This is a genomic window from Dickeya ananatis (assembly GCF_019464615.1).
Taxonomy (GTDB): Bacteria; Pseudomonadota; Gammaproteobacteria; order Enterobacterales; family Enterobacteriaceae; genus Dickeya; species Dickeya oryzae.
This window is the reverse complement of sequence record NZ_CP040816.1, coordinates 2108621-2120760: the sequence shown is the minus strand read 5'-3', so window position 1 is coordinate 2120760 and position 12140 is coordinate 2108621. Positions and strand designations below refer to the sequence as shown.

8 protein-coding genes are annotated in these 12140 nt (G+C 50.2%); 4 read left to right on the top strand and 4 right to left on the bottom strand.

Features of this window, described 5'->3' with window-relative positions; translation table 11 throughout:
* Positions 1-151: 151 nt before the first annotated feature.
* The 4 genes from FGI04_RS09260 to ycaO form a co-directional block, all read right to left on the bottom strand.
* Positions 152-541 (bottom strand): hypothetical protein, encoded by a 390-nt coding sequence (locus FGI04_RS09260; RefSeq protein ID WP_220177877.1) that lies wholly within the window; start codon positions 539-541, stop codon positions 152-154.
* A 508-nt stretch (positions 542-1049) separates the two neighbouring features.
* Positions 1050-3332 (bottom strand): formate C-acetyltransferase, encoded by a 2283-nt coding sequence (pflB, locus tag FGI04_RS09255; RefSeq protein WP_342700643.1) that lies wholly within the window; start codon positions 3330-3332, stop codon positions 1050-1052.
* Between the two features lie 56 nt (positions 3333-3388).
* Complete coding sequence (gene focA, locus FGI04_RS09250; protein ID WP_342700644.1) at positions 3389-4246, bottom strand: formate transporter FocA; 858 nt, start codon at positions 4244-4246, stop codon at positions 3389-3391.
* 635 nt (positions 4247-4881) lie between these two features.
* Positions 4882-6645 (bottom strand): 30S ribosomal protein S12 methylthiotransferase accessory factor YcaO, encoded by a 1764-nt coding sequence (gene ycaO / locus FGI04_RS09245; RefSeq protein ID WP_342700645.1) that lies wholly within the window; start codon positions 6643-6645, stop codon positions 4882-4884.
* 264 nt (positions 6646-6909) lie between these two features.
* On the opposite strand from ycaO, the gene serC reads away from it, so the two are divergent.
* The 4 genes from serC to rpsA all read left to right on the top strand — a co-directional run bounded on the left by serC (position 6910) and on the right by rpsA (position 12062).
* Positions 6910-7995, top strand: coding sequence for a 3-phosphoserine/phosphohydroxythreonine transaminase (serC, locus tag FGI04_RS09240; protein WP_407336603.1), 1086 nt, complete (start codon positions 6910-6912; stop codon positions 7993-7995).
* Positions 7996-8094: 99 nt separating this feature from the next.
* Positions 8095-9384, top strand: coding sequence for a 3-phosphoshikimate 1-carboxyvinyltransferase (gene aroA, locus FGI04_RS09235; RefSeq protein WP_407273539.1), 1290 nt, complete (start codon positions 8095-8097; stop codon positions 9382-9384).
* A gap of 213 nt (positions 9385-9597) precedes the next feature.
* A complete protein-coding gene (gene cmk, locus FGI04_RS09230) occupies positions 9598-10284 on the top strand; it encodes a (d)CMP kinase (RefSeq protein ID WP_342700648.1) in 687 nt (228 codons plus the stop codon).
* 68 nt (positions 10285-10352) lie between these two features.
* Positions 10353-12062, top strand: a complete 1710-nt coding sequence (gene rpsA / locus FGI04_RS09225; protein ID WP_019846574.1) for a 30S ribosomal protein S1 — start codon at positions 10353-10355, stop codon at positions 12060-12062.
* Positions 12063-12140 lie beyond the last annotated feature (78 nt).

The following is a 12140-nucleotide window of genomic DNA, read 5'->3' as shown; positions in this document are numbered from 1 at the left end:
AATCATCAACTGCAATCATAGGAAACCCCGTCACCGTCTGACTTTATTCCGAAGACGTTTTCCCCGCATCGCGTTATGGGCCGGAACAGTTGAATATGGCGTTGTAAAACAGAAGCCCCACAGAATGATTGCGGGGCTTGGCAAAGTTGTTTTAATTGCTGTGTGTATGGGCAGCGATAACGATCTTACCTCCGTCACCTTTTGCTTGGCCAACTTCTTCACAAGAAGATTTCGGGTTTTCAAAAATAAACCCAGAGCGGTTATTTCGGTTTAATACATGTATCTCTTTTATTTTGTTGAGATATGCAGTTTTCTTTGCCTCAAACCATAGCGGGGTGCATACCCCCATTGATATGACCGATTCATAGATCTCATTGTTTACACGGTCTTCGTTCATTGTTAGCCGGATGACACCACCATTTTCCGAAAAGATTATTGGGTGCCACGGCTTGAGCGATTTTTGCAGGACTGAGTGATTTATTGACTGGGCAGAAGCGCAGAATGAAGCTAATAACAACAGTGCGCATGTGCACTTTTTCATGAGGTATCTCCTGATTTATTAATCCTTTTATTTTTGCTCTGTGCATTGGTTGCACAGAGTGGTTAAAGATAGGGGACAATACTTATAACAACAAGCCCCGTAAAACGGGGCTTGTTGTTGATGTGGTCAATGTGTGGACACTGAAAGAAATAAATCCTTTTATTTCAATTAATTAATGCTTATTTCAAGTCACCAATAACTGACATGCGAGGTTTCTCCAGGTTGGGCCGGGAAATAACGGCCTGCAATGAGCGCAGTAACAACAGGGTAGCACGGAGGGCTACACCACGGTGTTCGGCGTCGAATCTGTTTTGTCAGCCTGCCAGCCGATGAGAGCAGGCTGACAAAACAGGTTCTGATTTATTTCGGCAGGAGTGGTGAAAAAATTTCCGGAAGAAATCTTTAGCGCCGCTGGGCGGCCCACAAAGAAAACGGACTGGATACCCGTTATAAAAAGGCCCCACCGATGTGGAGCCTTTAGTTTACGCCTTTTCAGACAGACATGTAATTACATGGACTGAGTGAAAGTACGGGTAATAACGTCTTGCTGCTGTTCTTTAGTCAGCGAGTTAAAGCGAACGGCGTAACCTGATACACGGATGGTCAACTGCGGATATTTTTCCGGGTTTTCCATCGCGTCGAGCAGCATTTCGCGGTTCATTACGTTGACGTTCAGGTGCTGACCACCTTCGATAGACGCTTCGTGGTGGAAGTAACCATCCATCAAACCTGCCAGGTTGGTTTTACGCACGTCATCGTCTTTACCCAGTGCATTCGGCACGATAGAGAAGGTATAAGAGATACCATCTTTTGCGTAGGCGAACGGCAGTTTAGCGACGGAGGTCAGAGAGGCAACGGCACCTTTCTGGTCACGACCGTGCATCGGGTTGGCACCCGGTCCGAACGGTGCACCAGCGCGACGACCATCCGGAGTGTTACCAGTTTTCTTACCGTATACCACGTTGGAGGTGATGGTCAGTACGGACTGAGTCGGGGTAGCACCACGGTAGGTATTCAGTTTCTGAATTTTCTTCATGAAACGTTCAACCAGGTCACAAGCCAGGTCATCAACACGCGGGTCGTTGTTACCGAACTGCGGGTATTCACCTTCGATGTTAAAGTCTACAGCCAGACCATTTTCGTCACGAACCGGTTTGACTTTGGCATATTTGATAGCAGACAGAGAGTCAGCTGCAACAGACAGACCTGCGATACCACATGCCATAGTACGGAACACATCGCGGTCATGCAGAGCCATCAGCGATGCTTCGTAGCTGTATTTGTCGTGCATGTAGTGGATGATGTTCAGTGCGGTGACGTACTGTTTAGCCAGCCAGTCCATGAAGTGATCCATACGTTCCATCACTTCGTCAAAGTTCAGTACATCGCCTTTGATCGGTTCGGATTTCGGGCCGACCTGCATTTTCAGTTTTTCGTCCACACCACCGTTGATAGCGTACAGCATGGTTTTCGCCAGGTTAGCGCGGGCACCGAAGAACTGCATTTGTTTACCGACAACCATCGGGCTTACACAGCAAGCGATAGCATAGTCGTCGTTGTTGAAGTCCGGACGCATCAGGTCATCGTTCTCGTACTGCAGAGAAGAGGTATCGATAGACACTTTAGCGGCGAATTTCTTGAAGTTCAGCGGCAGTTTTTCAGACCACAGGATGGTCATGTTCGGTTCCGGAGACGGCCCCATGGTGTACAGGGTGTTCAGGAAACGGAAGCTGTTTTTGGTAACCAGCGTACGGCCATCCAGACCCATACCAGCCAGGGATTCAGTTGCCCAAATCGGGTCGCCGGAGAACAGTTCGTCGTATTCCGGGGTACGTAGGAAACGCACCATACGCAGTTTCATCACCAGGTGGTCGATCAGTTCCTGGGCTTCCTGTTCGGTGATTTTACCCGCTTTCAGATCGCGCTCGATGTAGACATCCAGGAATGTGGATACACGACCGAAGGACATTGCTGCGCCGTTCTGAGATTTAACCGCAGCCAGATAGCCGAAGTAGGTCCACTGTACGGCTTCCTGAGCGGTTGTTGCCGGACCAGAAATGTCGCAACCGTATTTGGCAGCCATTTCTTTGATCTGACCCAGCGCACGGTGCTGGTCGGCAATTTCTTCACGCAGACGGATGGTCGCTTCCAGATCTTCGCCGTTTTCCAGTTTGGATTGCAGAGAAGTGAACTGGGCAAATTTGTCTGCCATCAGGTAGTCGATACCGTACAGCGCAACACGGCGATAGTCACCGATGATACGACCACGGCCGTATGCGTCAGGCAGACCAGTCAACACACCAGATTTACGGCAGCGCAGGATGTCCGGAGTATAAACGTCGAACACACCCTGGTTGTGGGTTTTGCGGTAGTCAGTGAAGATTTTTTTCAGCTGCGGATCCAGTTTACGACCGTAAACTTCACAGGAACCTTCAACCATTTTGATACCACCGAACGGGATAATCGCACGTTTCAGCGGAGCATCAGTCTGCAGACCAACGATTTTTTCCAAGCTCTTGTTGATATAGCCGGCATCGTGGGAAGTGATGGTAGCTGCAACGTCGGTATCGAAATCAACCGGCGCATGGGTACGGTTTTCCTGTTTGATGCCTTCCATCACCTTATCCCACAGGGAACTGGTTGCCTGGGTAGCACCGGCCAGGAAGGTTTCGTCACCTTCATACGGCGTGTAGTTTTTCTGAATGAAGTCACGTACGTTGACGCCATTCTGCCATTCGCCTTTGCTAAAACCTTCCCAAGCCTGGGCGAGTTTCTGATTAAGTTCGGTCATATTACACCTACCTTTGATTTGGATTTTTATAACCCGACGTTGCGGCCGACAGCAGCTTAGTGCTGATCCCCACCGCGCAAATAAATGACCCAATAGGTCAAGCCTACCAGCAGTCCACCACCAATAATGTTGCCGATCGTGACAGGAATCAGGTTATCGACAATAAAGTTGCTGATGGTCAAGTGTTCAAACTGGCCCGGCGTCATGCTGATGGCGTGCCAGAAAGTTTCTGGAGCGAAATTCTTAACCACAATCCCCATCGGGATCATGAACATGTTGGCGATACTGTGCTCGAAGCCGCTGGCGACGAACATCGCGACAGGCAGAATCATTGCCAGCATTTTGTCAGTCAGTGTACGGCCAGAATAGCTCATCCAAACAGCCAGACAGACCATCAGGTTTGCCAGTATCCCAAGACATAACGCTTCAACAAACGTATGTTCCAGTTTGTGATTAGCCGTTTGCAGCACATTCAGGCCCCAGGCACCATTCGCCACCATGTGCTCACCGGAAAACCAGATTAACGCGACGAAAAACAACGCGCCAATCAGGTTGCCGACATACACATTGAGCCAGTTTAATCCTAGCTGTTTCCAGGTAATACGCCCGCTAGCTTTAGCGATAACAATCAGCACTGTCGATGTGAACAAATCAGCACCACAGACAACCACCAGCATCAACCCCAGGGAGAAGCAGATACCCCCAACCAGTTTAGCCATCCCATACGGCATGGATGAGGAACCGGTGGTAGCGGTGATATAAAAAACGAATGCGATTGAAATAAATACGCCAGCAGTGATCGCCAGAAAAAACGTAGTAAGCGGTTGTTTTGTTGCTTTATAGACACCGGCATCTTCTGCGACTTTCGCCATCGCCGATGGTAATAACAAGGTGAAGGGGTTGTCAGCTTTCACACTAACTCTCTCTTAAAGTTTATCTACGGTGAGATACTAACAAAGGGTTATTCGCCATAATTTGACGTGGATCATACCGCTGGAATTTATTAGGCTGATCAGGAGGAGGATTTTGGGTGATTTTACATATATCCTATTGTTTTATATATAGAAAATTTTTTTTAAAAATTATCAAAACAGTTGAATGGTGGGCTGAAATTAGCCCGTATGACGTTAAATAAAATAAGTCTTTGTAGTGATATCATATTTCAAATTTATATTATTTAATTTGCTGTTTACCATTCGATAACAATGGCGAATTTATAAAAGTCATTCCGGTGCGCTTTAAATTAACCATAAAAAATATGTGGTTAATCGATATATTGGGCGACTATAGATCGGCTGGGCTGATGAGTCAGTATAAAAATAGGTTATATCCCTGCCATTCTTCACGTTGCACCGATGTTGGCGTTCTTACTTGACTATCAATAGGCTTCGATCTGTGTGCCAGCATGTGGTGGTGTTCAAAATGTGGGCGCGTTGTTCTGCAAGTCAAATTGTGGGTGTAAGCGTATAAGCCCGCCTGATACATCGTGGTCTGTGTCGCAAACAGCAACCGGATAACGATAGCGTCATCCGGTCTGCTGAGATAACGCTTACTTCACCTGCCAGTGTGCACGTTTAGCACGCTGCAATTTTTCATAGGCTGCCAACAAGGACTGATGCGCGGGCAGTGCTTTCAAATCGGCATCAACGGTGAACAAGCCATAGAAGCATTGCTCACCGGCAATCGCCGCGCTGGCGGCATCGACGGCATCCTGGCCGTACATACGCACAAAGGCATCGTAGTACTGAGCAGGGTCGCGTTCAGGTTCCAGCGCCAGTTGCAGCAATGTTTGCAGACAACGGTAATAATTACCGCGTGCCGCAGAGAAGACTGACTGGTTGAAATCCAGTGACCATTCGGCCCAGCTCAGCGCCTGATCCAGATCGCCGCCCGCCAGTGCCAGCATGGATTTCAGCTCGCCAATACGCAATGTGAACCAGCCGTTGTCTTTACCGGTTGCTATCCCCAGCAATTCGCGCACTCGGGTAAAATCATCCAGGCCTTCATCGTCCAGTTGCTGTAGCAATGCCAGATAGTCTTCTTTTTCCCACTGGCTATCCGGCAGGGACAGTAGTGTTTCGCGCAGATGTGCTCCCATACTGTTGTTTGCCAACAGCAGGTCTTCTGCCGGATAGATATCCGACATGCCCGGCACCAGAATACGGCAGGCATACACCGCGAGATGTTCATAATCCGCGATGTAAACTTCTTTATCTTCTTTATTGAAGATGGCCATCAGTGTCGCGAATTCTTGCTCGGTAGTGCCGCTGAAATCCCAATCGGCGAAGTCATAATCTGACTGGGTTTTGAACAAATCCCAGGAGATAAGGCCGCTGGAATCGATAAAATGGGTTTCCAGATTAGTGTGCTCAGCAACTTCCTCATTATCGAATGTCGGCGGTGTGAACACGTCCAGATCTTTCAGCCCACGGCCCTGAAGCAATTCGGTCACCGTTCTCTCAAGTGCTACGCCAAAATCTGGATGCGCACCGAACGATGCAAAACAGGTGCCATTAGCCGGGTTGAACAGCACGACGCAGATAACCGGGTACTGACCACCGAGCGAAGCGTCATAGGCAAATATTGGAAACCCTTCTTGCTCCAGTGTGGCAATGGCTTCCACCACGCCTGGATAACGTGATAACACCTCGGCCGGGATCGACGGCAGGCTGATGGACTCGGCGATGATCCGGTTTTTCACATAACGCTCGAATACTTCTGACAGCCCCTGAACACGCGCTTCATTGCGGGTATTGCCTGCCGACATGCCGTTCGACACGTATAAATTACCGATAATGTTCATCGGGATGTAAACCGTCTGCTGGTCAGACTGGCGAGTAAACGGCAGGGCGCAGATGCCGCGTTCGTGGTTGCCAGATTGCAGATCGATAAGATCGCTGGCGACCAGTTGCTGCTCCGGGTCGTAGAAAGCATGCAGACGAGCATCCAGAATGCCTTCCGGCAGGCTGTCATCTTCAGGAAGCGGGAACCACTTCTCGTCAGGGTAATGCACGAAGTCACCTTCGGCGATGTGTTGTCCCAGATAGAAGTCGGCAAAAAAGTAGTTGGTGGACAGACGTTCGAAGTACTCACCCAATGCGGAAGCCAGCGCCGCTTTGCGGGTCGCGCCTTTACCATTGGTGAAACACAGTGCGCAGTCGCGGTCGCGGATATGTACCGACCAGACGTTGGGCACCGGGTTTAGCCAGGAGGCTTCTTCGATGTTAAACCCCAGGTCGAGGAGTTGTTGTTGAAAACGGGCGATGGAATCTTCCAGGGCGGCGTCTTTGCCTGGGATAAACGTTTGGGTCATGGTTCGAACCTGAATGTGTGATGAGAAGGCTGCATCATACGTGGTTTTGTGTACTGACTCTATCCCGCATGTTGTGTATTGCGCAGCGCTTCCCGATGACGATGCAACAATGAGGTAACAGAAACCGTAACAGGCGGGGGAGTACGCAAGTTTTCAGACATCAGGGCAATAAGCGTTGCAGGCAAGAAAGACGAATGATAAAACCGATAGCAAGGTAAACTGATGCGACGTAGACAGGTCGCTATTGATATGTGGTGAAGGGAAATGACTCAGGTTTTTAATTTTAGTGCTGGTCCGGCCATGTTACCGGTAGAAGTATTACGTCGAGCAGAACAAGAACTGTGCAACTGGCACGGGTTGGGTACTTCGGTGATGGAAATCAGCCATCGCAGCAAAGAATTCATGCAGGTGGCCAGCGAATCTGAACAGGATTTGCGTGATTTGCTGAAAATTCCTTCGAATTACAAGGTGTTGTTCTGTCATGGTGGTGCCCGTGCCCAGTTTGCTGCGGTTCCGCTCAATTTGCTGGGGGAGAAGACCCATGCGGATTATATTGATGGCGGGTACTGGGCGCACAGCGCGGTTAAAGAAGCTGAGAAATATCTCACACCTACCGTTATTGACGTGAAAACCCGCGTTGATGGTCTGCGTGGTGTGAAGCCGATGCGTGAGTGGGGGCTGTCAGATGACGCCGCTTACGTACATTACTGTCCGAATGAAACCATCGACGGTCTGGCAATCGAAGAAGAGCCGGATTTCGGCGATAAAATTGTGGTGGCGGACTACTCTTCCAGTATTTTGTCTCGTCCTCTGGATGTGAGCCGTTACGGTGTCATTTATGCTGGTGCACAGAAAAACGTAGGACCTGCTGGCCTGACGCTGGTGATTGTGCGGGATGACCTGCTTGGCAAGGCTCGCCGTGAATTGCCGTCGATTCTGGATTACAAAATTCTGGCTGATAACGACTCCATGTTTAACACGCCGCCGACATTTGCCTGGTATCTGTCCGGCATGGTGTTCAAGTGGCTGAAAGAGCAGGGCGGCCTGCTGGAGATGGAAAAACGCAATCAGGCGAAGGCCGATCTGCTGTATTCCGCCATTGATGGCAGCGATTTTTATCGCAATGACGTTGTCCCGGGCAGCCGTTCGCGTATGAACGTGCCGTTCCAGTTGACCGATGCCGCTTTGGATCCGGTATTCCTGCAGGAAGCTCAGGCTGCTGGGTTGCATGCGCTGAAAGGCCATCGTGTTGTGGGCGGGATGCGCGCATCTATCTATAATGCTATGCCGCTCAGTGGTGTAAAAGCACTGACGGAGTTCATGACAGACTTCGAACGTCGCCACGGCTGATAACGTGATAAATAGAGCGCAATAGCGTGCTGTTTTTTATTTAAAACCCCGGTTATCTGGCCGGGGTTTTTATGTAAACTTTTGGAGAACATGTTTCACATGCAGGAATCCCTGACCCTACAACCGATCTCATTAATTGACGGCACCATTAATTTGCCGGGTTCTAAAAGCGTGTCTAACCGCGCTTTGCTGTTAGCGGCGTTGGCGAAAGGGACAACGCGGCTGACTAATCTGCTGGATAGTGATGATGTGCGCCATATGCTCAATGCCCTGAGTGCTCTGGGGGTTGAATATCACTTGTCTGCCAGTCGTACGGAGTGTGACATTGTGGGACTGGGCGGTACGTTCACTGCGTCTGCGCCACTGGAGTTGTTTTTGGGAAATGCCGGAACGGCGATGCGTCCACTGGCGGCAGCGCTATGCCTGACAGAGGGCGATATCGTGTTGACCGGTGAGCCACGCATGAAAGAGCGACCAATCGGCCATTTGGTGGATGCGTTACGTCAGGGTGGCGCTCGTATCGATTATCTGGAGCAGGAAAACTACCCGCCATTGCGTTTGCGGGGGGGCTTTCAGGGAGGCGAAATTAGCGTAGATGGTTCCGTATCAAGCCAGTTTCTTACCGCACTGCTGATGACCGCGCCGTTGGCAGCACAGGATACGCAGATCACCATCAAGGGCGATCTGGTTTCCAAGCCTTATATCGACATTACCCTGCACATGATGCAAACCTTTGGTATTACGGTTACCAATAATAATTACCAGACTTTTGTGGTTGCAGGTAATCAGCATTATCAGTCACCAGGGCATTATCTGGTGGAAGGCGATGCCTCGTCGGCTTCCTATTTCCTGGCAGCTGCCGCTATTCGGGGCGGAACGGTGCGTGTGACTGGCGTTGGTCGCAACAGCGTGCAAGGGGATATCCGTTTTGCTGATGTGCTGGAGAAAATGGGCGCGCAGGTTTGTTGGGGTGATGACTATATCGAATGCCAGCGCGGTGAGTTGCATGCAATTGATATGGACATGAACCATATTCCTGATGCGGCGATGACTATTGCTACCGCCGCGTTGTTCGCTGAAGGGGGATCGACGACGCTGCGTAATATCTACAACTGGCGCGTAAAAGAAACCGATCGTCTGGCTGCAATGGCGACAGAACTGCGTAAAGTCGGTGCTGAAGTGGAAGAAGGACATGATTACATTCGTATTACGCCGCCGAAGCAGCTAAAGGCCGCGGAAATCGGGACCTATAATGACCACCGTATGGCGATGTGTTTCTCTCTGGTGGCGTTATCAGATACGCCTGTCACCATCCTTGACCCTAAATGTACTGCCAAAACGTTCCCGGATTATTTCCAGCAACTGGAACGTCTGAGCCAGCACGGCTAACGCACGGAGTGGCTGGACTGATCTGCCGGTAGAACTCTGTGCGTCATTATTTAGCGTTATACTCTGGGTATCACAATATTTGCCTTATTTTCTGCAGTAATAAGCCTTTAATCTCACGCTTGCTGCCACAGCAAGGTATAATGGCGACATGTATTATCTGTATGAATATTGTCTGCAATGACAGGCGATTTCCCGGTTTTAAAGGAGTGAGAAATGGCGGTGACTGCACCGGTAATTACGGTCGACGGGCCCGGTGGCGCAGGCAAGGGGACCTTGTGTAAAGCGCTGGCTAATGCACTGCAATGGAATCTGCTGGATTCCGGCGCGATTTATCGCGTGCTGGCGTTGGCGGCGTTACACCATCAGGTTGATATCACGTCTGAAGAGGCGTTAGTGCCGATAGCATCGCACCTGGATGTGCAGTTTGTGCCGGAAGATGGGCAACTCAAAGTGATTCTTGAAGGCGAAGATGTCAGCAATGAAATCCGCACTCAGGAGGTTGGCAATACCGCGTCACAGGCAGCGGTGTTCCCACGGGTACGTGAAGCGTTATTGCGCCGCCAGCGTGCGTTTCGCGATGCGCCAGGGTTGATTGCCGATGGCCGCGACATGGGAACGGTGGTTTTCCCCGATGCGCCGGTGAAGATATTTCTGGATGCCAGTGCAGAGGAACGCGCTAAACGTCGCATGCTCCAGTTGCAGACGAAAGGCTTTAATGTTAACTTTGAACGTCTTTTGTCCGAGATTAAAGAGCGTGACGATCGCGATCGTAACCGTTCGGTTGCACCACTGGTGCCAGCACCGGATGCACTGGTTCTCGATTCCACGCACATGACGTTGGACGAAGTGGTCGAGCGAGCTCTGGCGTATGTTCGTCAGGTATTGCCGCAATCGGCCTGATTATATTTCTTACCCCGCCGCAAGGATGCCTCGGGGATGTGAAACAACCCCATCGGGCAGGAAGTCAGATGGACGTTAAATTTGAAAACCCAAAGATTATCAACATGACTGAATCTTTTGCTCAACTCTTTGAAGAATCCCTGAAAGAAATCGAAACCCGCCCGGGTTCCATCGTTCGTGGCGTTGTCGTTGCTATTGACAAGGACGTAGTCCTGGTTGATGCCGGCCTGAAATCTGAATCTGCCATTCCGGTAGAACAGTTTAAAAACGCCCAGGGTGAAATTGAAATCCAGGTTGGTGATGAAGTTGACGTAGCTCTGGATGCGGTAGAAGACGGCTTCGGTGAAACCCTGCTGTCCCGTGAAAAAGCTAAACGTCACGAAGCATGGCTGATGCTGGAAAAAGCTTACGAAGAATCTGCTACTGTTACCGGTGTTATCAACGGTAAAGTAAAAGGTGGTTTCACCGTCGAGCTGAACGGTATTCGTGCGTTCCTGCCAGGTTCTCTGGTTGATGTTCGTCCGGTACGTGACACCCTGCATCTGGAAGGCAAAGAGCTTGAGTTCAAAGTGATCAAGCTGGACCAGAAACGCAATAACGTCGTCGTTTCCCGTCGTGCTGTTATCGAATCCGAAAACAGTGCTGAGCGTGATCAGCTGCTGGAAAACCTGCAGGAAGGCATGGAAGTCAAAGGTATCGTTAAGAACCTCACTGACTACGGCGCATTCGTTGACCTGGGCGGCGTTGATGGCCTGCTGCACATCACCGATATGGCGTGGAAACGCGTTAAGCACCCGAGCGAAATCGTCAATGTTGGCGATGAAATCACTGTTAAAGTGCTGAAGTTCGACCGCGAACGTACCCGTGTTTCTCTGGGCCTGAAACAGCTGGGCGAAGATCCGTGGGTAGCTATCGCTAAACGTTATCCGGAAGGCACCAAGCTGACCGGTCGTGTAACCAACCTGACTGATTACGGCTGCTTCGTAGAAATCGAAGAAGGCGTTGAAGGTCTGGTACACGTATCCGAAATGGATTGGACCAACAAGAACATCCATCCGTCCAAAGTGGTTAACGTGGGCGACGTGGTGGAAGTTATGGTTCTGGATATCGACGAAGAACGTCGTCGTATCTCTCTGGGCCTGAAACAGTGCAAAGCCAACCCGTGGCAGCAGTTCGCTGAAACCCACAACAAGGGTGACCGCGTAGAAGGCAAGATCAAGTCCATCACTGATTTCGGTATCTTCATCGGTCTGGATGGCGGCATCGATGGTCTGGTGCACCTGTCTGACATTTCCTGGAACGTGGCTGGCGAAGAAGCCGTTCGCGAATACAAGAAAGGTGACGAAATCGCCGCTGTTGTTCTGCAGGTTGATGCAGAGCGTGAGCGTATCTCCCTGGGCGTGAAACAACTGGCTGAAGACCCGTTCAACAACTACCTGTCTGTTAACAAGAAAGGTGCGATTGTTACAGGTAAAGTCACTGCAGTTGATGCCAAAGGTGCTACAGTTGAATTAGCTGACGGCGTTGAAGGTTACCTGCGTGCTTCTGAAGCCTCTCGTGACCGTATCGAAGACGCTACTCTGGTTCTGAACGTGGGTGATGAGATCGAAGCCAAATACACTGGCGTTGATCGTAAAAACCGCGTTGTTAGCCTGTCCATCCGTGCTAAGGATGAAGCTGACGAGAAAGATGCCATCGCTTCTGTTAACAACAAACAGGAAGAAGGTAACTTCTCTAACGCCATGGCTGAAGCGTTCAAAGCTGCAAAAGGCGAGTAATGACGGTGGGTTGGGCAGCGTACTTGCTGCCTGACCTCAAACGGTAGTAAGTTAACGTGGCATTTACTGACCACATGC

What these genes read in the sequence shown, in the direction of transcription:
- FGI04_RS09260 (WP_220177877.1), bottom strand. Translation starts at nt 541, where the DNA reads ATGAAAAAGTGCACATGCGCACTGTTGTTATTAGCTTCATTCTGCGCT.
- pflB (WP_342700643.1), bottom strand. Translation starts at nt 3,332, where the DNA reads ATGACCGAACTTAATCAGAAACTCGCCCAGGCTTGGGAAGGTTTTAGC.
- ycaO (WP_342700645.1), bottom strand. Translation starts at nt 6,645, where the DNA reads ATGACCCAAACGTTTATCCCAGGCAAAGACGCCGCCCTGGAAGATTCC.
- serC (WP_407336603.1), top strand. Translation starts at nt 6,910, where the DNA reads ATGACTCAGGTTTTTAATTTTAGTGCTGGTCCGGCCATGTTACCGGTA.
- aroA (WP_407273539.1), top strand. Translation starts at nt 8,095, where the DNA reads ATGCAGGAATCCCTGACCCTACAACCGATCTCATTAATTGACGGCACC.
- cmk (WP_342700648.1), top strand. Translation starts at nt 9,598, where the DNA reads ATGGCGGTGACTGCACCGGTAATTACGGTCGACGGGCCCGGTGGCGCA.
- rpsA (WP_019846574.1), top strand. Translation starts at nt 10,353, where the DNA reads ATGGACGTTAAATTTGAAAACCCAAAGATTATCAACATGACTGAATCT.